The sequence below is a fragment of the Spirochaeta thermophila DSM 6192 genome, from assembly GCF_000147075.1.
Lineage (GTDB): Bacteria > Spirochaetota > Spirochaetia > Winmispirales > Winmispiraceae > Winmispira > Winmispira thermophila_A.
The window spans coordinates 882744-906044 of the sequence record NC_014484.1 but is presented as its reverse complement, the minus strand read 5'-3'; the positions used below and the strand labels follow the sequence as shown (position 1 = coordinate 906044).

18 protein-coding genes are annotated in these 23301 nt (G+C 63.7%); 16 read left to right on the top strand and 2 right to left on the bottom strand.

The window, feature by feature from the left end; all coding sequences use genetic code 11:
* Positions 1-11 precede the first annotated feature (11 nt).
* The 4 genes from STHERM_RS04035 to STHERM_RS04020 are packed head-to-tail and all read left to right on the top strand — an operon-like array spanning position 12 to position 4205.
* Positions 12-941: a carbohydrate ABC transporter permease gene (locus tag STHERM_RS04035; RefSeq protein ID WP_013313611.1), complete on the top strand. Its 930-nt coding sequence runs from the start codon at positions 12-14 to the stop codon at positions 939-941.
* Positions 942-1790: a carbohydrate ABC transporter permease gene (locus STHERM_RS04030; RefSeq protein ID WP_013313610.1), complete on the top strand. Its 849-nt coding sequence runs from the start codon at positions 942-944 to the stop codon at positions 1788-1790.
* A gap of 4 nt (positions 1791-1794) precedes the next feature.
* Entirely contained in the window at positions 1795-2826 is a 1032-nt protein-coding gene (locus STHERM_RS04025; protein WP_013313609.1) for a glycoside hydrolase family 88 protein, read from the top strand.
* A complete protein-coding gene (locus tag STHERM_RS04020; RefSeq protein WP_013313608.1) occupies positions 2823-4205 on the top strand; it encodes a glucosidase in 1383 nt (460 codons plus the stop codon). Before STHERM_RS04025 ends, STHERM_RS04020 begins: the two co-directional genes overlap by 4 nt.
* Before the next feature lie 86 nt (positions 4206-4291).
* Here STHERM_RS04020 and ligA read toward each other — a convergent pair whose 3' ends face one another.
* Positions 4292-6313 carry an NAD-dependent DNA ligase LigA gene (gene ligA, locus STHERM_RS04015; RefSeq protein ID WP_013313607.1) on the bottom strand — a complete coding sequence of 674 codons (2022 nt, stop codon included), beginning with the start codon at positions 6311-6313 and terminating at the stop codon, positions 4292-4294.
* Positions 6313-8028, bottom strand: coding sequence for an SPOR domain-containing protein (locus STHERM_RS12645; protein ID WP_013313606.1), 1716 nt, complete (start codon positions 8026-8028; stop codon positions 6313-6315). Before STHERM_RS12645 ends, ligA begins: the two co-directional genes overlap by 1 nt.
* Positions 8029-8194: 166 nt before the next feature.
* Between STHERM_RS12645 and STHERM_RS04005 the strand changes: the two genes are divergently transcribed.
* The 12 genes from STHERM_RS04005 (at position 8195) to hisB (ending at position 23291) form a co-directional block, all read left to right on the top strand.
* Entirely contained in the window at positions 8195-9673 is a 1479-nt protein-coding gene (locus STHERM_RS04005) for a polysaccharide biosynthesis protein (RefSeq protein WP_013313605.1), read from the top strand.
* A complete protein-coding gene (locus STHERM_RS04000) occupies positions 9670-10863 on the top strand; it encodes a DegT/DnrJ/EryC1/StrS family aminotransferase (protein ID WP_013313603.1) in 1194 nt (397 codons plus the stop codon). Before STHERM_RS04005 ends, STHERM_RS04000 begins: the two co-directional genes overlap by 4 nt.
* Positions 10860-12863, top strand: a complete 2004-nt coding sequence (locus tag STHERM_RS03995) for a xanthine dehydrogenase family protein molybdopterin-binding subunit (protein ID WP_013313602.1) — start codon at positions 10860-10862, stop codon at positions 12861-12863. Before STHERM_RS04000 ends, STHERM_RS03995 begins: the two co-directional genes overlap by 4 nt.
* Complete coding sequence (locus STHERM_RS03990; protein WP_013313601.1) at positions 12847-13332, top strand: xanthine dehydrogenase subunit XdhC; 486 nt, start codon at positions 12847-12849, stop codon at positions 13330-13332. Before STHERM_RS03995 ends, STHERM_RS03990 begins: the two co-directional genes overlap by 17 nt.
* Positions 13319-14173 (top strand): FAD binding domain-containing protein, encoded by an 855-nt coding sequence (locus STHERM_RS03985; protein WP_013313600.1) that lies wholly within the window; start codon positions 13319-13321, stop codon positions 14171-14173. The genes STHERM_RS03990 and STHERM_RS03985 overlap by 14 nt, the downstream gene beginning before the upstream one ends.
* A 122-nt stretch (positions 14174-14295) precedes the next feature.
* Positions 14296-17706: a DNA polymerase III subunit alpha gene (gene dnaE / locus STHERM_RS03980; RefSeq protein WP_013313599.1), complete on the top strand. Its 3411-nt coding sequence runs from the start codon at positions 14296-14298 to the stop codon at positions 17704-17706.
* 27 nt (positions 17707-17733) lie between these two features.
* Positions 17734-18324: a YggT family protein gene (locus STHERM_RS03975; protein WP_013313598.1), complete on the top strand. Its 591-nt coding sequence runs from the start codon at positions 17734-17736 to the stop codon at positions 18322-18324.
* A 7-nt stretch (positions 18325-18331) separates the two neighbouring features.
* A complete protein-coding gene (gene recG, locus STHERM_RS03970) occupies positions 18332-20383 on the top strand; it encodes an ATP-dependent DNA helicase RecG (RefSeq protein WP_013313597.1) in 2052 nt (683 codons plus the stop codon).
* A gap of 9 nt (positions 20384-20392) precedes the next feature.
* Positions 20393-20935 (top strand): 16S rRNA (guanine(966)-N(2))-methyltransferase RsmD, encoded by a 543-nt coding sequence (gene rsmD, locus STHERM_RS03965; RefSeq protein WP_013313596.1) that lies wholly within the window; start codon positions 20393-20395, stop codon positions 20933-20935.
* Between the two features lie 27 nt (positions 20936-20962).
* Complete coding sequence (locus STHERM_RS03960; protein WP_013313595.1) at positions 20963-22057, top strand: ATP phosphoribosyltransferase regulatory subunit; 1095 nt, start codon at positions 20963-20965, stop codon at positions 22055-22057.
* The gene (hisG, locus tag STHERM_RS03955) at positions 22054-22692 is read left to right on the top strand and encodes an ATP phosphoribosyltransferase (protein ID WP_013313594.1); all 639 of its coding nucleotides are present in this window, start codon (positions 22054-22056) and stop codon (positions 22690-22692) included. The genes STHERM_RS03960 and hisG overlap by 4 nt, the downstream gene beginning before the upstream one ends.
* 11 nt (positions 22693-22703) lie before the next feature.
* Positions 22704-23291, top strand: a complete 588-nt coding sequence (gene hisB / locus STHERM_RS03950) for an imidazoleglycerol-phosphate dehydratase HisB (protein WP_013313593.1) — start codon at positions 22704-22706, stop codon at positions 23289-23291.
* The last annotated feature ends 10 nt before the right edge of the window (positions 23292-23301 follow it).

Genomic DNA, 23301 nt, shown 5'->3' with positions numbered 1-23301 from the left:
GGAGCGATCACATGACATCCGTTACCACTCGGTATCCCTCACGGGAGAGAAGGACGCGCCTTCGCGACACCCTCGAAGGCTACGCCTTCATCTCCCCCTGGCTGGTGGGATTCTTCGCCTTCACCTTCTTCCCCATCCTCGCATCCCTCTACTTCGCCTTCACCGACTACGACCTCCTCTCGCCGCCCGTCTTCACCGGCCTTTCCAACTTCCGGGCCCTCCTCAGGGACGACCTCTTCTGGAAGTCCCTCGGGGTCACCTTTCAGTACGCCTTCGTCTCCGTGCCACTGAGGCTCGCCTTCGCCCTGGCGGTGGCGATGCTCCTCAACATGAACCTGAGATTCGTGGGGTTCTACCGGGCCGTGTACTACATCCCCTCGCTCATCGGGGGGAGCGTGGCCGTGGCGGTCCTCTGGCGACGGATCTTCATGAAGGACGGCATCGTCAACATGATCCTCGGCTCCCTGGGTATACACTCGGAGGTCTCCTGGATAGGAAACCCGAGGACCGCCCTCCTCACGCTCATCCTCCTCGCCGCCTGGCAGTTCGGATCCTCCATGCTCATCTTCCTCGCCGGCCTCAAGCAGATACCCCGGAGCTACTACGAGGCCGCACACATAGACGGCGCGAATCCCTTCCAGCGCTTCATACACATCACCATCCCCCAACTCACCCCTCTCATCTTCTTCAATCTGGTGATGCAGCTCATCAACGGCTTCACGATCTTCACCCAGGCCTACATAGTGGGAGGTCCCTCAGGGGATCCCATGAACAGCACCCTGGTCTACGCCCTTCAGCTCTACAAGAAGGCCTTCGAGTTCTATCAGATGGGATACGCATCCGCCATGGCATGGGTGCTCCTCCTCATCATCGCGGTCTTCACCGCGCTCATCTTCAAGTCTTCGTATCTCTGGGTGCACTATGAAGCGAAGGAGGGATAGATGAACTACAGGCAGACGACAAGGATCCTTCGTTCGGTCCTCACCCATGCGGTGGTGATACTCCTGGGGTACGTGATGATCTATCCGGTGCTCTGGATGATCGCAAGCTCCCTCAAGGAGAACTCCGAGATCTTCGCCTCGGCTTCGCTCATTCCCCGTGTCCCTTCCTTCGAGGCCTACGTGCGGGGGTGGAAGGGGGTGGGCGGGGTCTCGTTCGCCACCTTTTTCGGGAACTCCTTCTTCTACTCCACCATGGCGACCGTGGGTACCCTCCTCTCGTCCTCACTGGTTGCCTACGGATTCGCCCGCATCCGCTTCCGGGGACGGGCCTTCTGGTTCACCTGTATGCTCCTCACCATGATGCTCCCCTATCAGATCGTGATGATCCCTCAGTACATTCTCTTCTTCAAATTGGGGTGGGTGAACACCTTCGCCCCCCTCATCGTACCCACCTTCTTCGGTCAGCCCTTCTTCATCTTCCTCATGATCCAGTTCATAAGGGGTATTCCCCTCGAACTGGACGAATCGGCGAAGATCGACGGGTGCAGCAGGTTCACCACCTTCAGACACATCATATTCCCTCTCATGAGCCCCGCCCTGGTGACCAGCGCCATCTTCCAGTTCTACTGGAAGTGGGACGACTTCCTCGGACCCCTCCTCTATCTCAACAGGCCCGTGCACTACACCGTATCGCTCGCCCTGCGGATGTTCTCGGATCCCACCACCTCCACGGACTGGGCCGCCATCTTCGCCATGGGGACCCTCTCTCTCGTCCCCATCTTCCTCATCTTCATGTTCTTCCAGCGATACCTCGTCGAGGGGATCACAGTCTCCGGATTGAAAGGATGAGACCATGGACATGACGACGATCGATACAGAGACGCTGCGAGACGTCATCGACCGTGTGGTGAAGAGGACCATGAACGTGGACTTCACCTGGGACTGGCCCGCGGGAGTGGCCTTCCACGGGATCTGCAGGGCCTGGGAGGCCACGAAAAAGGACGAGTACCTCGAGGCCCTCATCCGGTGGGTGGACGAGTATCTCGAAGTGGGGCTCCCTCCCTTCACCGTGAACGCCTGCGCCATGGGCCACACCCTCCTCACCCTTCACGAAGCCACGGGCGAGACCCGGTACATGGACCTCGTGATGCAGAAGGTCCGCTACCTCAGGGAGGAGGCCCCCCGGTTCGGGGAGGGGGTGCTCCAACACACGGTGTCCACCAAGAACGACTTCCCGGAGCAGGCATGGGTGGACACCCTCTTCATGGCCGCCTACTTCCTCCTCCGGGTGGGGGTGAAGCTCCAGGACGATGAGATCATCGAGGACGCCCTCTCCCAGTACTACTGGCACGAGGAACTCCTCCAGGACGATACCACCAACCTCTTCTACCACGCCTGGGACAACCTCTCGGGGACCCATCTCTCAGGGGCCTTCTGGGGGAGGGGGAACGCCTGGGCCGCCCTCACCATGGCGGAGGCCCTCAGACTCATCGACTACACCTACCCCATGTTCATGCAGATCGACGGGGCCCTCAGGGACCTCCTGAGCGCCCTGGTGAGACTCCAATCCGAGGAAGGGCTCTGGCACACGGTGCTCACCGATCCTTCTTCCTACCCGGAGACGAGTGCCTCCGCGGGCATCGCCGCGGCCCTCGTGCTCTACGGCCACCCCCTCCACGGAAAGTATGTGGTACGCGCCCTGAAGGGCATACTCGACAACATAGGACCCGACGGTTCGGTGCGGAACGTCTCCGCCGGCACCGCGGTGATGAGGGACGTGGAGGCATACAAACGGATCCCGAAAAAACGTGTACAGGGATGGGGGCAGGGACTGGCCCTCGTCTTCCTCTCATCTCTACTTCAACAGGGAAAGGAGCACGCATGAGTCACATACCGCAATCGCTCGACATCGCCTACATAGGAGGGGGATCACGCGGGTGGGCGTGGAAGCTCATGGCGGATCTCGCACTCGAACCCGCCCTCACCGGGAGGGTCCGCCTCTACGACATCGATCAGGAGGCGGCGCGCCTCAACGAACGGATCGGCAACCGACTCTCCGCCCGGCCCGATGTGAAGGGGAAGTGGCGCTACGAGGTCAGGACGAGCCTCAAGGAGGCGCTCGAGGGTGTGGATGTGGTGATCATCTCCATCATGCCCGGCACCTTCAAGGAGATGGAGGTGGATGTCCATGCGCCCGAGGCCTTCGGGATCTACCAGTCGGTGGGTGACACCACGGGACCGGGCGGCCTGTTCAGGGCCCTGAGGACCATTCCCCTCTACGAGGAATTCGCACAGGCCATCGAGACATGGGCGCCGGCGGCATGGGTGATCAACTACACCAATCCCATGGCGATCTGCGTCAGGACCCTCTACGAGGTCTTTCCGGGGGTGAAGGCCTTCGGATGCTGTCATGAGGTCTTCGGGACCCAGGAGCTCCTCGCCTCGATGGCGGCCCACGAGGGGCTCGTCCAGGATCCTCCGCACCGGAGGGAGATCCACATCAATGTCCTGGGGCTGAACCACTGTACGTGGATCGACAGGGCTTCGTTCCGGGACGTGGATCTCCTCCCGATGTACCGGCGCTTCGCGGAGCGTCACAGGGAGGAGGGGTTCGAGACAGGGGGCGAACGCACCTGGGAGAACGACTACTTCACGAGCGCCCACAAGGTGAAGTTCGACCTCTTCCTGCGGTTCGGACTCATCGCGGCGGCAGGGGACAGGCACCTCGCGGAGTTCTTCCCCGCATCCTGGTACCTGAAGGACCCCGAGACCGTGCGCTCCTGGAAGTTCAGTCTCACCCCGGTCTCCTGGCGGGTTGAGAATCAGAAGTCGCTCGAGGCGCGGGCGCGGAGGCTCGCCTCCGGCGAGGAAGAGGTAGAGCTCGCAGCCTCGGGAGAGGAAGGGGTCCTCATGCTGAAGGCCATCGCAGGGGTGGAGGAGACGGTGAGCAACGTGAACCTTCCCAACCGAGGACAGATCGCCAATCTCCCGCCGGACACGGTGGTGGAGACCAACGCCCTCTTCAGGTACGACTCGGTCCAGCCCGTCCAGGCCGGGGCCCTTCCCTCCTCCCTCCTGGCCTTCCTCGCCTCCCATGCAGCCCAGCAGGAGACCATCCTCAGGGCCGGTCTCCAACGAGATCCCGAACTCGCCTTCAGGGCCTTCTGCGCAGACCCGCTCGCGGCACACCTCTCCCCGAGCGAGGCCGAGAGGCTCTTCTCACTCATGCTCGAGCGGCTCACACCCTCGATGCCCGGCTGGTGAGGGGGAAAGAACCGGAAAGCGAAGAGGTCAGGTCGACGATGGGGCCCGGAAGCCTCCTCCCGTGAGGCGAGGGCCCCTTCCCTTTCTCAACCGAGTGGATCCACTCCCGCGCCTTTGAGCATCTCGATGAACTGGTCTTCGGTGACGAGCTGTACCCCGAGGGAACGGGCCTTCTCCAGCTTGGAGCCGGGGTTTTCGCCCACGAGGAGGTGGGTGGTCTTGGAGGAGACGCTGCTTACCACCCTGCCGCCGAGGGAGGAGATGAGCTCCTCTGCCCTGCTCCTGGGGGTGAAGTGCCGGAAGCTCCCCGTCACACACCAGACCTGGCCTTCGAAGGGGCCGCCGGAGACCGCTTCGGGTCGCTCCTCCTCGAAGGAGAGGCCCGCCTTCCTGAGTTCCTCGATCTCCTTCCGCCACTCGGGGTCCCGCAGTGTCTCTATGAGCTGCCGGGCGGTCTTCTCCCCTATGCCTTCGAGGCGGGTGAGGGCATCGACGTCGCCTCTGTCCGCGATCTCCAGGAGCCGGTCGATGCCCGTGATGCCGCCCCTTATGAGGGTCTCCACCACGCTCGGTCCCACATCGGGGATCCCGAGGGCCACGAGCACGGTGGAGAAGGGCCGTCGCTTGCTCTCCTCTATGCCCTGGACGATCAGGTTGATCTTCTTCTCTCCGAAGCCGGGTTCGTCCAGCAGTCTCCGGTAGTCGAAGGTGTAGAGGTCGGGGATACGCCTGATGTAGCCTTTCTCCACCAGGAAGTCGATGGTCTCGTTCCCCAGGACGCGGATGTCCATCTGCTTGGGGCTCACGAAGAACTTGAGCCTGCCCGTGATCACGGCAGGGCACGACCGGTTGGGACAGAAGTGGTGGGCACCCCTTCGTTCGAGACGGGAGCTGCATTCGGGGCAGTGTTCGGGCATGCGCCAGACCGGTACGCCCTCCTCGTTCTTCTCCACCACCTTTTCGATGGCGGGGATCACGTCGCCGCGTTTGGAGATGGCCACGAGGTCGCCGGGCGCGAGTTCGAGGGCCTGGACGTAGTCCTCGTTGTGGAGGGTGACGTTGGAGATGGTGGAGCCGGAGAGCTCCACGGGCTTGAGCCTGGCGACCGGGGTCACACGGCCGGTGCGTCCCACCTGGACGTCGATCCGCACAAGCTCGGTGACGGCCTGGGGGGCCTCGAACTTGTAGGCGATGGCCCACCGGGGGTGGTGGCCAGTGTACCCGAGGCGGTCCCGGACGTCGAGCTCGTTCACCTTGAAGACGAGGCCGTCGATCTGGTAGTCGAGGGTCGCCCGCTCGGTGCGTTCCTTCTCGATGAAGGCGCGGATGCGCTCGGCCCGGTCGGGTGTGCCGGCGGGGATGCGCTCGTGTCGTGGGTTGACGGGAAAGCCCCACTCGATGAGGAGGTCGAGGCTCTCCGTGTAGGTGGCGACCGGGAAGGGGAGGTAGCCGTCGTAGGCCAGGAAGTGGAGGGGTACCCGGGCGACTTCGGCGCTGTTCTTCCTGCGCAGGACGCCGCCTGCGAGGTTGCGTGGATTGGCGTAGGGGACTTCCATCCGGGCGTTGATCTCGTCGAAGTACTGGAGGGGGAGGTAGACCTCACCGCGCACGACCACCTCCCCGGTCTCGGGGATGCGGAGGGGGATCTGTCTGATGGTCCTGGCGTTGGGGGTGATGTCGTTCCCCACCCTTCCGTTGCCGCGGGTGACGGCTCTGTCGAGGATCCCGCCCCGGTAGTAGAGGACGAGGGAGACGCCATCGATCTTCTCTTCGATGACACATCCGAGGGGTCGTCCCGCGGCGCGTTCTGTCTTCTCGATCCAGGAGAGGACTTCGGTCTCGGTGTAGGCCTTGTCGAGGCTCAGGACCGGGATGGTGTGTGCGACTTCGGGGAAGTCGACGGTGAGGTCGGAACCTACACGCTGGGTGGGTGAGTCAGCTCGCTTGAGGTGCGGGAATTGGGCCTCGAGAGTTTTGAGGCGATCGAAGAGGCTGTCGTACTCCTGATCCGTGAGGTGGGGGCGGCCGAGGACGTAGTACTCGTAGTCCGCACGCTGGAGGAGCTCGACGAGACGGTCGATCTCCTTCTTGGCTTCCTGTTCGGTCATCACCTCCCCCGTTGGATGAAAGCGTCTCTGAAGCCCTGTGCCTTGAACCAGTACAGGAGGGTGCCGCTCTCGTCCTCGCTTAATGGGCCGACGAGGATGCGGTAGAGGGTCGTGCCTTCCGGCCCCACTGAGGGATAGGCGACCACCGGATAGGTGGCGCGGATCCTCTGTACCAGGTGCAGGGCTGTCTGGGGGCGTCGAAAGGCCCCTATCTGGAGGTAATATGCACCTGGATCGAGGGAATCGACAAGGGGAAGACTGGTCTCGGACACCACAGGGGCGGGTGTGGGGGTGGGTGTGGGGGCGGGGGGGAGCTGCTCGATGATGCGCTCGATGGCCTCTTCCTCGGGACTCGGGGTAGGGGCGACGGGGGGGCGTTCCTCGGCGGGAACGAGGGCCAGTTCCACCTCTCCTTCAGGGGGGATCGGGGTGGGGGTGGGAGTGGGTGGGGCCTCGGCCAGGGTGGGTTCTTCCTGGGGGACGACGAGGGCGGTGTCGGGTATGGTGGGGGGGGTGAGGGTCTCCACGAGGGCCTCATCGCGTGCGGGTGCGGCAGGTTCGAGGAGGGGTGGGGCAAAGGCGAGGGAGGGGGCATGGGGTGGTTCGGGTGCGAGCTGAGGGGACGGGACGGGAGGCGGGTCGTCGAGGGGGATGGGGGTGGGGGTGGGGGTGGGGGTGGGGGTGGGGGTGAGGGGCCGGGGCGGGGTGAGGGCGATGAGGGGGCTCGGTGCGGATGCGGGTGTCGGGGTGGGGGCAGGGGTCGGGGTGGGCTGCGGTGTGGGGGTGGGTTGCGGCGTGCTCGTGGTGACCTCGGCAGGGGGTTCGGGTTCCTCAAGGAGTTCGATCTCGGCTTCGGAGAGGTCGAGGGTGGTCTCGGGTTCGGTGAGGAAGAGGAAGGGGTTCTCGGTGCGGGGGGGGAGTCGGAGGGGTTTGGAGGGGGTGCGTGAGGAGAGCTGGGCGAGGAGGGGTTCGGTGGGGGGGGTGGTGGGGGTGAGGACGGGGACGGTGGGGGTGGGGGTGGGGGTGGGGGTGGGGGGTGCGGTGGGTTCGGTGCGGGCGGGTTCGGGGGCGGGGGTCGGGGTGGGGGCCGGCGCGGGTGTGGGGGCGAGGGTGGCGGCCGGTGTGGGTTCGGTGCGGACGGGTTCGGGGGCGGGGGTGGGGGTCGGTGCGGGGGTGGAGGGCGTGGTGGGGACCGGTGCGGGTGGGGAGGGCTCGAGGAGGGAGGCGGTGAGGGGGACGGAGCCGGGTTGGAGGCGCGGGGTGGGGAGAGGGGTGACGGGGGTGGGGGTGGGGGTGGGCCTGAGGGCGCTCTCGGGGATGGTGGCTCCGGGATTGAAATCGATGTCGGACGTGATTCCTGCTCCTCCGGATGCTGTACCCGCCGTGACCCTGGACTTCTCCACCGCCCTCACCCTGGCGATGGTGCCCGAGGGGATGCCCAGGGCGCGGGCCGCATCCCCGGAGAGGAGGAGGAGGAGTCCTTCCTCTTTCAAGGGCTGGGTCACGATCACGGTGATCGTGGCACTGTTCTCGAGGTTGGTCACCTCGACCAAGGTGTTGGGCGGAAACGCGTTCGATGCAGCGTAGTACCCGCCGGCGGGGAAGTCGCCGTACCGCGAGACGGTGGCGGTCCCCTGCCACACGTTCTGGGAGGCCACGCTCGTCCACGCGAAACCGCCTATGAATATCATGAGGAGCAGGGTTTTCCGATCCATGGATCTCTCCTTACTCTTGTCTATCGGAAGAAAAAAACCGATAGCTTAACATGTAAAGAGATGAGTTGAAGGGCGAGACCTTCTCGTGTACTCTCTATGTACACTATATCACAGGTCATGAAGGTATGGACAGGTCCGGAGACCCTCGATCGAGAGAGGCGGCCGTATGAGAAAGACGACGGGTTCATCGCGAATCTACATCATAGGCGCAGGGCTGGCCGGTACGGCCATTGCGAAGGAGATCCAGGAGAAGGGCATCTTCGGATCCGTGGCGGCTTTTCTGGATGACGACCCCGGGAAGATCGGCACGAAACTCATGGGGGTTCCGGTGCTGGGTCCCATACGAGACGTCCTGCCCGTCCTCGGCAATAGACCTCACGACGAGGCCCTCATCGCCATGCCGGGTGCCTCGCGCATGGTCCTCAAGGGGATCTACGAGGCCCTCAAGCAGGCCGGCTTCAGCCGCATCCGCATCCTCCCCACCATATCCCAGATCCTTGACGGCGAGGCACATCTCATCCAGACAAAGGAGATAGACCCCGTCGACCTCCTCCCCCGGGAGCCCCTCACCATCAATCTCTCCGAGGCCCTCAGGTACCTTCGGGGGAAGCGGGTCCTCATCACCGGGGCGGGGGGAAGCATCGGGAGCGAGCTCGCGCGCCAGCTCCTCTTCGGAGGGGTGCAGCGCCTCTACCTCCTCGGCCATGGGGAAAACAGCATCTACGAGATCGACCGGGAGCTCCGCCTCCTGCAGAAGGAAGGGGTCGGGGAGAAGGCCGCGGTGGTCCCCATCATCGGGGAGCTCCAGGACAGGGACTTCATGTTCTACATCCTCGAGCGCCTCAGGGCCGACGTGGTCTTCCACTGTGCTGCCCATAAGCACGTGCCGCTCATGGAGGCGAACCCGGTGGAGGCCATCAAGAACAATGTCTTCGGCACCAGGAACCTCGTGGATGCGGCCCGTGCCGCCGGGACGCAACGGTTCGTCTTCGTCTCCACCGACAAGGCGGCCGACCCGGTGAGCGTGTACGGCTGTTCGAAACGGATCGCCGAGGAGATCGTGCTCTCCGGCGATGGGGAGGTCTGTGCCTACATGGTGGTCAGGTTCGGCAATGTACTCGGATCCCGGGGGAGCATCATGCCGCTCTTCAAGGAACAGATCCTCACCGGAGGACCCGTGACCATCACCACCCCCGGCACCACCCGCTTCTTCATGACCATACCGGAAGCGGCATCCCTCATCCTCAAGGCGGGAGGGGTCACGGAGAAGGGCGCGCTCTTCGTCCTCGACATGGGAAAGCCCATCCGGATCCAGGACCTCGCCGAACAGATGATCAGATTCTACGGGTTCGAACCCCACCGTGACATCCCCATCGAGTACATCGGTCTTCGTCCTGGAGAGAAGGAACACGAAACCCTCACCGCAGAGGACGAGGAACTCAAGCCCACCCCCTATCCCGGGATCCTCCAGGTGGTGAGGAACGGCGGGGCGAACCTCCCGGTGGAGAGGATCGTCGAGGAGCTCCGGCCCATCTGTTTCCGGGTACCGGGAAAGGAGTACCTCTACCGGAACAGGGAGCACCTCACGGAGGTACTCGCGAGATACTTTTCCTCCTATCGGGTGCTGGTGGGGCGTTCGGCATGAGCGAGGCATCCCCCTCCTACACCATTCCGTTCGCCCGGCCCCACATAGGGAAGGAGGAAGAAGAGGCGGTGCTCAGGGTCCTACGGAGCGGCTGGCTCACCACGGGGAAGGAGGCCCTCGCCTTCGAGGAGGAATTCGCCAAGGCAGTGGGAGTTCCGCATGCGTGCGCAGTACAGTCGGCGACCGCGGGGCTCCACCTGGCCCTCGAGGCCGTGGGTGTCCGGGAAGGGGATCTGGTGATCACCACCCCCTACACTTTCACCGCCACGGCCGAAGTTGCCCGTTACCTCGGGGCGGAGGTCCTCTTCTGCGACATCGATGAGAAGACCCTCACCATCGATCCCCGTGAAGTGGAACGTGCACTGAAGGACCCCGTGGTGGTTCGAAAGGCGAAGGTCGTCCTGCCGGTGCACCTCGCAGGACGCGGGGCCCGGATGGCGGAGCTCCTCGAGATCGCACGCACCGTCGGAGTCGCGGTGGTGGAGGACGCTGCTCATGCCTTTCCAGTGGAGACCCCGCTGGGGACGCTCGGCACCATCGGGGATCTGGGGGTCTACTCCTTCTACGCCACCAAGCCCATCACCACGGGTGAGGGGGGCATGGTGGTCACCGCGAGCGAGGTGTATGCGAGGCGTGTGAGGCTCATGAGGCTCCATGGGATCGACAGGCCCGTATGGAATCGCTATCGAACGGCCGGGGCCGCGTGGTACTACGAGGTGGTGGAACCGGGATTCAAGTACAACATGCCCGACATCCTCGCCGCAATAGGCCGGGTGCAGCTCCGCAAGGCCTGGAAGCTCAGGGAGGAGAGGAAGAGGATCGCCCTCCGCTACCTGGAGGCCTTCGCCACCAGGGACTACCTCATACTTCCCGACGCCCCGGAGGAACACGCCTGGCACTTGTTCATACTTGGGATCAGGGAGGATCTCCTCTCCATCACCCGGGATGAGTATGTCGAAAGCCTCACCCGGCGGGGTATCGGCACATCGGTCCACTATATCCCTCTCTTCCTCATGCCTTACTACCGCGAACGCTATCACCTCTCGCCGGATGATTTCCCCGTCTCCATGAAGGTGTACCAGCGGTCCTTCAGCCTTCCCCTCTATCCCGGTCTCTCGGACGAAGAGGTGGACTACGTGATCCGTTCGGTCCTGGAGACGGGAGACGCCGCCTACAGGAAAAGGCCATGATGCTCAGGGATCTGAGGACCGTACTCACCGGAGGGGCCGCTCATCCCCTCGACCTCTCGTTCCCCGGGATGCTCCACGTGGGCATCCTCAGGTCCACCAGGGCCCACGCAAAGATCAAGGAGATCCAGCCCCCTCAGGACCTCCCCTCCACCATCGGCATCATCCGGGCACCCGACCTCCCCCGCCCCACCCTCACCATCCTCGATGAAGAGATCCCTCTCCTCGCGGAAGACAAGGTCTTCTATGAAGGACAACCCATCCTCCTCGTCGTCGCACCCTCCTCCCGGGAGATGCGGGAGATCCTCTCGAGGATACAGGTGACGTACGAGGAACTCCCCGCCACCGTCTCGCCGGAAGAGGCCCTGGGACACCAGATCGCGCACGTTCGAACCGCCACACGGGGTCCCTGGGAGGAGGAACCGGAGACGGAGATCGTACAAGGCCGCATCCTCGTCCCGTCCGAGTCCCTGCCGCCACTTCGCGAGGAGACCATCGTCGCCTACCTCGCTGACGGAGTACTCCACATCGCCACCACATGTCCGTGGCCCTCGCTCGTCCGAGACACCGTCGCCCATGTGTGCGGCAAGCCCTCCTCCAAGATCCACGTGCACCTCTTCAGGGAGGAACATCTCTACGATGCGGACGTCCTCACACCCCTCCTCTGCTCCGCCTATGCGGCCTTCGTCACGTGCACAACGGGGCGCCCGTGTAGGCTGCACCTATCCCCCCACGAGATGAGCCGTTACGGCAGCAAGGCCCCCTCGGTACTTCTCCAGTACACCGCCTGGATCGCCCGGAACGCCGTGAGGAAGGTCGACCTCCTCATCTCCATCGATGCAGGGTACATCGCGCCCTTCAGCAGGGAGATGGTCGATCGGGCATTCTCCGCCATCCTCTCCCTCTACCGATGGAAGAGCATGCGGCTCACCATACGCGCCGTCCGGACGAACCTCCTTCCCACTGGGTTCTTCGCCGGCCTGGGAGATGTGCCCATCGCCCGTGCCGTGGAGGACATGATGAACCACCTGGCACTCAAGGCCGGGGTCTCTCCCGAGGAGTGGAGGCTCACACACCTCCGGGGAGACCCTTCCTTCGACGCGCTTCGTACCCTCGTCCGGGAAGCCACCCGGAAAGCCGACTTCCCGCGCAAGTTCACGGTCGAACGCCTCGCATCAAAGAGAGAGGCCCTCCCCTTCGAACCGAGGAGAGGCATGGGTCTCGCGGTCGCAGGCCTCTGGCACGGGTTCTTCTCGTTCCCCGAGAGGTGGCGACGCGCCGCCCTCTCCCTCTCTCTGGAGACCGACGGAACGCTCGTAGTACGAAGCACCCACCTCCCGCAACATCCGGAACTACGTGAGGTCTGGACATCCCTCATCAAGGAGTACACCGGCATATCGGAGGGGAAGATCACCTTCTCGTTCGAGGGGACCTCCGACCTTCCCGCAGGAGGCCCCTCATCCATGGGGAGAAACGTGAGGCTCTTCACCGGGCTCCTGGTGAGGGCATGCAGGGAACTCCAGCAGAAACGATTCCGTACCCCCCTCCCCATCCACCTCTCGGTCTATGCGAGGGGGACGAGGGTCAAACCCACCACCCAGGGATATCACCTCCTCCCTCCCAGTGAAAAGGCATGGGGCGTGGGCATGGTGGAGGTGCGGGCCACCCCGCTCACCCCCGTCCCTCGGATCGTGAAGATCTGGCTCTGCATCGATGCCGGACGGATCCTCTCTCCCGAGGGCCTCAGGCGGACCCTCATCCAGAACACCCTGACGGCCCTTTCGATGAGACGCTCCTCGTGGGGAAGCGATCTCTCTCCCGACGTCTCCCTTCCGAACATAGAGATACACTTCTTCCCCTCCCAGAACACGGTCCCTCTCCCCGCGGGGAACCTCCCCTTCGCCCTCATCCCACCCGCCCTCGATCTCGCCCTCCTCCAGCTCCATGGGGAGGGCTCAACCACCCTCATCCAGGGAGAAGAGCACCATGTTGCTCACCTGTGAGCTCGATCACGTCCACCTTCAACAGGAGGTGGATCCCCTCATGGACCTGCACTCCTTCCTCAAGAGTGAACTCCGGATCACCGCGGTGAAGGGGTCGTGCGGTAGCGGCTACTGCGGACGATGCGGGGTGCTCATCGACGACGTCTTCTCCCTCGCCTGCATGGTCCCCCTCTTCTCGGTACAACAGCGTCGTATCCTCACGATCGCAGGCTTCTCTTCCACCCCCGACTACGTGGATCTGGAGAAGGGATTCCACGCCGAGAAGGTCTTCCCCTGCGGGCACTGCGCCCCCTCCCGCATCCTCCTCGGTCACAGTCTCCTCGTATACGCCGAGCACCATCAGACGGACCCCAGGGGCATGAGGGAACACGTGGAACGGTTTCCCTGCACGTGCATCACCCCAGAGGAGTATACCCGGGCCCTCGTGAAGGCCCTCCGATTCAGGCAGAGGCGATATGGACACCACTAGACACTCCGGCGTCGCCATCTACTATCCCCAAGACCTGCAAGACGCCCTCCTCCTCGCCCGGAAGCGCCCCGAGGCCGTCCTTATGGCAGGGGGTACCTACCTCGCCATGAGCGGCACCTGGACCCGCTTCCAGGGACCCATCATCACGCTCCAGCGGGTCTCGGAACTGAGCCGAATCATCCGCACGGAACGGTATCTGGAGATAGGCGCCATGGTGAGCCAGGGCCATCTCTCCACCGTGGCCCGCGCCGTCCTCCCCCCCCTCCTCACCCGGGCCCTCCTCCTCGCGGCCCCCCCCACCGTCAGGTGGAACGCCACCATGGGCGGCAACCTCACCATACCCGACAGGAGCCTCGGGATCTCGCCCGCCCTCATCCTCCTCGACGCGGTGGTCGAGATCCGCACATCCACGAGGAGCAGGTGGATTCCCGTCTCCGCCATCAGGAATCAGCAGGGCTTCAGCCTCCTCCACGAAGACGAGATCCTCACCCGGATCCGCATCCCCCGAGTCCCCTGGACCCACACCCACCTCTTCTCCGCCACGCCGCCCCACCGCATGGATCGTCCACTCACCCTCTACGGCCTCGCCCGGAGCGAGGGCTCCCTCCTCGAGGAGATCCGATGGGCCTTCCACACCCGACACCCCCTCCCCATCCGGATGGCCGACCTGGAAGGACTCCTCTCCGGCCAACGTCTCCCCCTTCCGGAACGGGAGATGACACGCACCCTGGACGAAGCCGAGGCCCTCATCGCCCAGGAGCAGTACGGCCTCTCCCCCCACGAACAGCGGCAGGCCCTGCACCTCCTCCACACCTTCCTCCTCAACGTGAGCTATGCCTGAGCGATCTCACGGTCATATCTTCATACCGATAAACACATTACACACATGGCGGCCGGGCTCGGCCTCCTCTCTGCAGCCTCCCATGTTGCACGCCCCCCGGTTTCGGGATATAGTGTAGGGTCATGAGCACCCATCCGTTCGTGCACCTCCACGTACACAGCGACTACAGCCTGCTCGACGGTTCCATCAAGACAGGGGACCTGGTCAAGAGGGTGAAGGAACTCGACATGGACGCCGTGGCCCTCACCGATCACGGCAACCTCTTCGGCATGATAGAGTTCTACAAGAAGGCCAGGGCGGCAGGAGTGACCCCGATCCTCGGATGCGAATGCTACGTGGCCCCGGAATCCCGCACCCTCAAGGATCAAGACCACGCGGCCAACTACCACCTCATCCTCCTCGCCGAGAACTACACCGGGTATCTCAATCTCCTCAAGCTCGTGACCGAGAGCTACCTCACTGGTTTCTACTACAAACCCCGTATCGACGACGGACTCCTCGCCGCACATCACGAAGGGCTCATCGCCTTGAGCTCCTGCCTCGGGGGAGAGATTCCCTCCCTCATCCTCGGCCGCCAGATCGACAAAGCCCGCGAGCGCGCCCGGTTCTACCGGGACCTCTTCGGCCCCGACCGCTTCTACCTGGAACTCCAGGATCACGGCCTCCCCGAGCAGAAACGCGTCAACAAGACCCTGGTGGAACTCTCGAAGGAGCTCGACATCCCCCTGGTGGCCACCAACGACGTGCACTACCTCCTCAGGGAACACGCCGAGGCCCACGAGGTGCTCCTCTGCATCGGCACGAACAAGAAGCTCTCAGACCAGGACAGGATGCGGTTCGAGACCCAGGAGTTCTATCTCAAGTCGCCCGAGGAGATGGCCCGCCTCTTCGAGGACATCCCCGAGGCCCTGGAGAACACCGTACGGATCGCGGAACGCTGCGCCTTCGAGATACCATTCCCCGGTCCCCTCCTCCCCGAATACCATATCCCCGAGGGATTCGACTCGCCCGAGGCCTACCTGAGACACCTCACCTACGAGGGCCTCAAGAAGAGGTATCATCAGATCACGCGAGAGATCCGCGAGCGGGCCGACCTCGAGCTGTCCATCATCATCCAGATGGGCTTCACCGGATACTTCCTCATCGTGTGGGACTTCGTACATTTCGCAAAGGAACAGGGCATCCCCGTGGGCCCGGGTCGAGGGTCCGGGGCCGGATCCATCGTGGCCTATGCCCTGGGCATCACCAACATCGACCCGCTCAAGTACGGCCTCCTCTTCGAGCGATTCCTCAACCCCGAACGGATCTCCATGCCCGACTTCGACATAGACTTCTGCTACGCGCGCCGCGAAGAGGTGATCGACTACGTGACCCGGAAGTATGGAAAGGACCGGGTCGCTCAGATCATCACCTTCGGGACCCTCAAGCCCAAGGCCGTGATCAAGGACGTGGCCCGGGTGCTCGGGATCCCCTTCGCCGAGGCGAACGAACTCACCAAGCTCATGGGCGATGCATCATCGGTCGAGGAGGCCATCCAGAGGGAACCGAGACTCGCCCGCCTCGCCGAGGAGGACGAGACCTACACGCGCCTCTTCCAGATAGGCTCGGTGCTCCAGGGCCTCAGCCGTCACGCATCCACCCATGCGGCGGGTATCGTGATCGGCCGGGAAGCCCTCACCAACTACGTGCCCCTCTACCGGGATCCCAAGACTGGCGACATCTCCACCCAGTACTCCATGGAACACCTCGAGGACTGCGGGCTCGTGAAGATGGACTTCCTCGGACTCAAGACCCTCACCCTCATCACCCACACCGAGGAGCTCGTCCGCACGCACACTCCCGACTTCGATACGGAACGCATACCAGAAGACGACGCACAGACCTTCCAGCTCCTGGCCGAGGGGAAGAGCACCTGCGTCTTCCAGTTCGAGAGTGAGGGTATGCAGAACATCCTCCGCAGGGCGAAACCGGAGAGCATCGAAGAACTCATCGCCCTCAACGCCCTCTACCGGCCCGGGCCCATGCAGTTCATCGACCAGTTCATCGAGGCGAAACAGGGCAGACGGAAGATCACCTACCCCCACCCCGACCTCGAACCCATCCTCAAGGAGACCTACGGGGTCATCGTCTACCAGGAACAGGTGATGCAGATCGCCCAGAAGATCGCGGGCTACACCCTGGGCGGAGCCGACATCCTCCGCCGGGCCATGGGGAAGAAGAAGCCCGAGGTCATGGCGAAGGAGAAGGAGAAGTTCATCACAGGGGCGGTGGCCCAGGGCTACTCCCGCCAGTTCGCCGAGGAACTCTTCGATCTCCTCATCCCCTTCGCAGGCTATGGGTTCAACAAGTCCCACGCCGCAGCCTACTCCGTACTCGCCTACAAGACCGCCTACCTCAAGGCCCACTATCCCGCGGAGTTCATGGCCGCGAACCTCACGAACGAGATCGGCAACCCGGACAAGCTCGCCCAATACATCGGCGAGACCAGGGCGATGGGCATAGAGGTCCTCCCTCCCGACATCAACGCCTCCGAACGCTACTTCACGGTCCGGGACGGGAAGATCGTCTACGGCCTCGTGGGCATAAAGAACGTGGGGACCGCTGCAGTGGAGGAGATCCTCGGCAAGCGGAAGGAAGGACCCTTTACCTCGTTCATCGACTTCCTTTTCCGAGTGGATCTGCGCACCGTCAACCGGAAGGTGATCGAGACATGCATCCAGGCAGGGGTCTTCGACAGCCTCCATCCCAACCGGGCGGAACTCATGCACAACCTGGAGGCCCTTCTCGCCCACGTGAACCGCATAAAGGAGCAGCAGGAGGCCTCTCAGGGCTTCCTCTTCGAGGAGACCGAAACCCAGATCCGGGAAGAGTTCCAGTTCACCCCTGTGGAAGACTGGGACACCATGGAGAAGCTCCGCTACGAGCGGGAACTTCTCGGTTTCTACTTCTCATCCCATCCCCTCGACCACCTGCGCGAGATATGGGAGAAGGGGGTGAACCTCGATCTCTCCCATCCGGAGAGGACCGATCCCTCGAGGACCTACCAGCTCATGGGAGTCCTCAAGACCGTACGCGAAATCACGACCCAGAAGGGGAACCGCATGGCCTTCGGTACCATCGAGGACTACAGAGGGAGCATCGAGGCGGTCTTCTTCCCCAACGTATACGAGGCACTCTCCTCCCCCCTCGTCCCGGACACCGTGGTCGCATGCAGGGGACGTGTGGAGAGGAACCGTGATGACTACAAGTTCATCGTGGAAGAGATGCTCGATCCGAAGGACCTGCCCCCCGTGGGCGCACAGGAAGTCCACATCAGGCTCGCAAGTCCCCAGGTACCGGAAGACCACCTCTTCAAGATCCGGGAACTCATCCTCAAGCACCGCGGCCGCTGTCAGGTGTTCCTCCACGTACCCCTCTCCTCGGGAAAAGAACAGGTGGTGAAGGCGTCCGTCCACATCACCACATCGCCTTCGAGGGACCTGCTCGATCAGCTCCGGAGAGAGGAGTACGTGCAAGAGATATGGGTCCAGTGAGCCCATGAAGATCGAAAGGAGGATGTCATGATCGCGACGATACTCTATACCCTCTCCGCCCTCGTCACACTGTACAGTCTGATACTCATCATTCGGATACTCCTCTCCTGGTTCTACCCCTCGGGAGGGGAGGCGCTGTTCCTGCTCTATCGGATCACCGACCCCTACCTCGCCCTCTTCAGGAGGATCGGCTTCCTCCGGACCGAACGTTTCGACTTTTCCCCCATCATCGCCCTCCTCGCCCTCTCGGTGCTGGGGAACATCTTCCTGAGTCTCGCCCGCACGGGACGGATCTACGTAGGACAGATCCTTTCGATCATCGTAGGGGGACTCTGGTTCGCGGTCTCTTTCATCCTCATGTTCTTCGTGATACTCATTGCCGTCCGACTCCTTGGTATCGCCTTCCGCGCCAATTCCGTGGGGCCCTTCTGGTTCACGCTCGACAACATCCTCTCCCCCCTCACCTACTCGGTCTCCCACTTCTTCTGGCGTACCTCCCGACCCCTCTCATACCGCACGGGACTCCTCATCACCGGGGTGCTCTTCCTCCTCCTCAACCTCGCAGGGAACGCCCTCGTCTCCCTCGTGACCCGAGCCCTCATCCTCCTTCCCTTTTAGAGCCGCCATGCTCCTGGAGGACATCAGCGCCCCCATCACCACCCTCGCCGGCATAGGAGGCAAGACCGCACGGCACTTCCACAAGCTCGGCATACGCTCCGTGGGCGACCTCCTCCAGCACTACCCGCGCGACTACGAGGACCGCAGCACCTTCACCTCCCTCGCCGAGGCCCACGCCACCGGCAAGGCCACCACCGTGGCCACCATCACCCTCATGGACTACATAGGGAAGCCCTCCAACCCCGTACTCCGCATCTTCATCAACGACGGGACCGAGCTCGCCGCCCTCGTCTGTTTCGGCCGCAACTTCCTCTCCCGGAAGTTCTCCCCGGGGATGAAGGTCTTCGTGAGCGGCCAGTTCGAGATGCGCTACGGGAAGCTCCAGTCCACACGCTTCATCATCGAACCCTACACCGAGAGCCCGAAGGAGTTCGGGAAGATCCTTCCCATCTACCCCACCACCGAGGACCTCCCCCAAACCATCCTCCGCTCCGCCGTGCAGGCCGCCCTCCGCCAGTACCTCCCCCTCCTCGACGACCCCCTCCCCCCCTCGCTCCTCGCAGCCCGCTCCCTCCCCCCCCTCCCCGAGGCCCTCGCCGCCATCCACTTCCCCCCCGACCGGGCCGCCCTCACCCGCGCCCGCACCCGCCTCATCTACCAGGAACTCTTCTTCCTCCAGGTCATCGTGGTACGCGCGGCCATGAAACGAAAGACCCAGCTTCAGGCCCCCGTCCACTTCCCCCGCACCCTCCAGGAACGCGTCCGACGCTCCCTCCCCTTCCCCCTCACCCCTGACCAGGAGAAGGCCCTCGAGGAGATCTACGCCGACACCACGAGCCCCCGCCCCATGGCCCGCCTCCTTCAGGGCGACGTCGGCAGCGGCAAGACCCTCGTCGCCCTCCTCGCCGCCCTCCCCTACATCGAAGCCGGACACCAGGTCGCCTTCATGGTCCCCACCGAGCTCCTCGCCCTTCAGCACGCCGAGACCGCCCACACCCTCCTTTCCCCCTTCGGCATCCGCACCGCCCTCCTCGCCGGCACCCTCCAACCCGCCGCCCGCCGCACCCTCCTCTCCGCCATCCTCCGCGGCGAAGTCGACCTGGTCATCGGCACCCACACCCTCTTCAGCGACGACGTGGCTTACCGCAACCTCCGACTCGTCATCATCGACGAACAGCACAAGTTCGGCGTCTCACAACGCGCCCGACTCCTCGAGAAGGCCTCCCACCCCGACCTCCTCCTCATGACCGCCACCCCCATCCCCCGCACCATGGCCCTCACCCTCTACGGCGACATGGACATGAGCACCATCAAGACCATGCCCCCCGGCCGAAAACCCGTCCGCACCCACCTCGCCGTGCTCGGCAAAGAGGAAAAGGTCTACACCTGGGTCGAGAAGGAGCTCGAGAAGGGACATCAGGCCTACTTCGTCTACCCCCTCATCGGCGAATCCGAGAAGCTCGAGCTGCGCAACGCCGAATCCATGGTCGAGTTCCTGCGCCGCCGATACCCCCGGTGGAAGGTCGCCCTCATCCACTCCCGCATCCCCGACGAAGAGAAGGAACGCATCATGCGGGAGTTCATGCAGGGAACGATCCGGATCCTCGTGGCCACCAGCGTCATCGAGGTGGGGGTGAACGTTCCCACCGCCACCTGCATCGTCATCGAACACGCCGAACGCTTCGGCCTCGCCACCCTCCACCAGCTTCGTGGGAGAGTAGGGCGAAGCGACCGCCAATCCTACGCCTTCCTCGTCTACAGCCCCGACCTCACCGAAGAGGCAAAGGCCCGACTCCGCACCATGAAAGAAACCACCGACGGCTTCCTCATCGCCGAGAAGGACCTGGAGATACGCGGCCCCGGCGACCTCCTCGACGGCACGATCCAGGCCGGCCACCTCAGGCTCCGGATCGCCCACCTCACCCGGGACGCCCCCCTCATGCACGAGGTGCGGAAGGACGTGGAGGCCCTCCTCGCGAGGGACCCCGGCCTCCTCAGGCCCGAACACACCCTCATCCGCACCCTCATCGAACGGACCGACAAGGAACCCGCCCTCTAGGAGGCACCCATGAAACCCATGCGCATCACCGGCGGCATCCACAAAGGCCGCACCGTTCTATGCCCCCCCGGCATCATCCGCCCCGCCATGGCCCGCATGCGCGAGGCCCTCTTCTCCTCCCTGGGGAACATGGAGGGCCGATCCTTCCTCGACCTCTTCGCGGGATCGGGCATCATGGCCATCGAGGCGGCCTCCCGCGGCGCCTCCCCTGTCGTGTGCGTGGAGAAGGATCGGAGGAAACGACCCGTCCTCGAACGCAACCTGCGCGAACTCGGGATAGACGGCCGCATCCTCATCGAACCCGCCGAGCACTACATCCGGCACGCCACCTCCCCCTTCGACGTGATCTACCTCGATCCCCCCTTCGCCTACCCCCACAAGGACCGCCTCCTCGAACTCGTCTCCTCCTCGGCCCTCCTGCACGAGACCACCGTGATCCTCATCCACCACCCCTCAAAGGACCCCCTCCCCGGGACACCGGGGAGGCTCGAACGCTTCAAGGAGAAACACTTCGGTCAGTCGTATGTATCTTTCTATCGAATTGTGCTATAGTGCCCCCACAGACCACTGGAGACCGCGATGCAGAGAAAGAACAACCACGCACGACCCGACCTCCCACTCGCCCAGACCACGGAAACCGCCCGGGCGCGCCTCCAGATTCCACGGGGCACCGAGCAGCTCCTCCAGGAGGAAGCCCTCCTCCATCGGTTCGTGGTCCGGACACTGGAAGACCTCTACCTCTCGCAAGGCTATCTCCCGGTACAGACCCCGGTCTTCGACTTCTTCGACATCTACCGTCCCCTCCTCGACCCCGCCGTCCAGGCCAAGACCTACCGCCTCGTCGACCGGGAAGGCGACATCCTCATGCTCAGATCCGACATCACCCTCTTCCTCGCGAAACAGCTCGGCACCACCGTGGCCCCCGAAGACCTCCCCCTTCGTGTCTTTTACGCCGACACCATCCTCCGGCACGAAGGCCAGGAGGACATATCCCACGACGAGTACTTCCAGGCGGGGGTCGAGCTCCTCGGCCTCCCGGGCCCCGAAGGCGACCTCGAGATCCTCACCCTCCTCGCACACACCCTCTCCCTCTTCGATCTCCCCCCCCACACCCTCCACATAGGATCGAAACGCCTCTTCTCCCTCGCCTTCTCCTCCCTCCCGGACGGACTCTCCTCCCGCATCGCCCATGCCATCGCCACCCGCGATCGCAGCCTCTTCACGCGGATCCTCACCCAGGCAGGCTGGGACGAGAGAGACATAGAGAACCACCGTCGGCTCTTCTGGTTCATAGGAGAACCCGGCGAGATCCCCACACTCACCTCCCTCGTCCGTGACCTCCCCACCGCCCTCGGGGAGGAAGTGGCAGCCCTCGCATCGCTCGTCGAAGCCCTCACCTCACAGGGCGTACCCGGATCCCTCCTGCGCATCGACCTCTCGGAGACAGGGGGGCAGGACTACTACACCGGCATCGCCTTTCGTGTGTACGTGGAAGGCGCCGATGCGGCCGTGGTCTCCGGAGGGCGTTACGACTCCCTCCTCTCCTACTTCGGCCTCGAGTGCCCCTCCGTGGGATACTCCCTCATGCTCCGCAAGCTCGAACCCCTCATAAGGGACCCGCATCGATTCATCCCCCCCTCCATCCTCGCCCGCATACGAAAGGAGCGCATATGAGCGACCGCCTCACCATGGCCCTTCCCAAGGGAAGGCTCCTCAAGAAGGTGCAGGACCACTTCGGACGCTACGGCATCATCTTTCCCGACGAGGACGACCGTAAGCTCGTCATAGAAGACACCTCCGGCAGATTCACCTTCTTTCTGGTGAAGAACAGCGACCTACCCGTCTACGTGAGTCACGGGATCGCCGGACTCGGCATCTGCGGCGAAGACGTACTCACGGAGAGCCAGACCGACCTGCTCAAGCTCGCTCCCCTCCCCTTCGGCTCCACCAAGATGTGCCTCGCCGCCCGGAAGGACACCCCGCCACCCGCAGGATCCGGTCCCCTCACCATCGCCACCAAGTTCCCCCACTTCACCCGGACCTACTACCACAAGCTCGGCGTGGCCGTACAGGTCATCAAACTGGCCGGTTCGGTGGAGCTCGCCCCGGTCCTCGGCCTCGCCCCCTACATCGTCGACCTCGTGGAGACAGGCTCCACCCTCAAAGCGAACAACCTCTACGTGGTCCAGGAACTCGCCCGCATCCGGGTCTACCTCGTGGCGAACCCCGCCTACTACAAGCTCCACTACAAGGAGATTGAGGAATTCCTCGAAATGCTCGATATTGAAACTACAGAACCCTCCCCCTGAAAGGAGACGCCGTGGAGAACCCTATCCACATCGAACGGATCACCAAGGAGACCCGGATTACCCTCAGCCTCCACCCCGGGAATCCCGACCGGATCTCCCTCAACACCCCCCTCCCCTTCTTCACCCACCTCCTCCACGCCGCCTCGTTCCACGGCGGCTTCGGACTCGAACTCGAGGCGCAGGGCGACATCGAGGTCGATCCGCACCATCTCGTGGAGGACACAGGCATCGTGCTGGGCAGCGCCTTCAGGGAGCACCTCCAGCGCGTGGAAGCCGTCCGGCGCTACGGCTACGCCATCATCCCCATGGACGACGCCCTGTGCCAGGCGGTGGTGGATGTATGCGAGCGCCCCTATCTCGTGTACAGGGTGACATTCCCCCAAGCCCAGGCCGGCGACTTCCCCCTCTTCCTCCTCAAGGAATTCTTCCTCGGATTCGTGAACAACGCCCGCATCAACCTCCACCTCGAGGCCTTCTACGGAGAGAACGGACACCATATCGCAGAGGCCCTCTTCAAGGCCTGGGGCAAGGCCCTCGAAGAGGCGTACACCCCGCGCGGCACCTCACGGTCCCGCATGTCCACCAAGGGGACCATCTAGGGAAAAGCTT

Bases quoted from the DNA above. Each gene is read 5' to 3' on its own strand.
- STHERM_RS04035 (WP_013313611.1), top strand. From the start codon at position 12: ATGACATCCGTTACCACTCGGTATCCCTCACGGGAGAGAAGGACGCGC.
- STHERM_RS04030 (WP_013313610.1), top strand. From the start codon at position 942: ATGAACTACAGGCAGACGACAAGGATCCTTCGTTCGGTCCTCACCCAT.
- STHERM_RS04025 (WP_013313609.1), top strand. From the start codon at position 1,795: ATGGACATGACGACGATCGATACAGAGACGCTGCGAGACGTCATCGAC.
- STHERM_RS04020 (WP_013313608.1), top strand. From the start codon at position 2,823: ATGAGTCACATACCGCAATCGCTCGACATCGCCTACATAGGAGGGGGA.
- ligA (WP_013313607.1), bottom strand. From the start codon at position 6,313: ATGACCGAACAGGAAGCCAAGAAGGAGATCGACCGTCTCGTCGAGCTC.
- STHERM_RS12645 (WP_013313606.1), bottom strand. From the start codon at position 8,028: ATGGATCGGAAAACCCTGCTCCTCATGATATTCATAGGCGGTTTCGCG.
- STHERM_RS04005 (WP_013313605.1), top strand. From the start codon at position 8,195: ATGAGAAAGACGACGGGTTCATCGCGAATCTACATCATAGGCGCAGGG.
- STHERM_RS04000 (WP_013313603.1), top strand. From the start codon at position 9,670: ATGAGCGAGGCATCCCCCTCCTACACCATTCCGTTCGCCCGGCCCCAC.
- STHERM_RS03995 (WP_013313602.1), top strand. From the start codon at position 10,860: ATGATGCTCAGGGATCTGAGGACCGTACTCACCGGAGGGGCCGCTCAT.
- STHERM_RS03990 (WP_013313601.1), top strand. From the start codon at position 12,847: ATGTTGCTCACCTGTGAGCTCGATCACGTCCACCTTCAACAGGAGGTG.
- STHERM_RS03985 (WP_013313600.1), top strand. From the start codon at position 13,319: ATGGACACCACTAGACACTCCGGCGTCGCCATCTACTATCCCCAAGAC.
- dnaE (WP_013313599.1), top strand. From the start codon at position 14,296: ATGAGCACCCATCCGTTCGTGCACCTCCACGTACACAGCGACTACAGC.
- STHERM_RS03975 (WP_013313598.1), top strand. From the start codon at position 17,734: ATGATCGCGACGATACTCTATACCCTCTCCGCCCTCGTCACACTGTAC.
- recG (WP_013313597.1), top strand. From the start codon at position 18,332: ATGCTCCTGGAGGACATCAGCGCCCCCATCACCACCCTCGCCGGCATA.
- rsmD (WP_013313596.1), top strand. From the start codon at position 20,393: ATGAAACCCATGCGCATCACCGGCGGCATCCACAAAGGCCGCACCGTT.
- STHERM_RS03960 (WP_013313595.1), top strand. From the start codon at position 20,963: ATGCAGAGAAAGAACAACCACGCACGACCCGACCTCCCACTCGCCCAG.
- hisG (WP_013313594.1), top strand. From the start codon at position 22,054: ATGAGCGACCGCCTCACCATGGCCCTTCCCAAGGGAAGGCTCCTCAAG.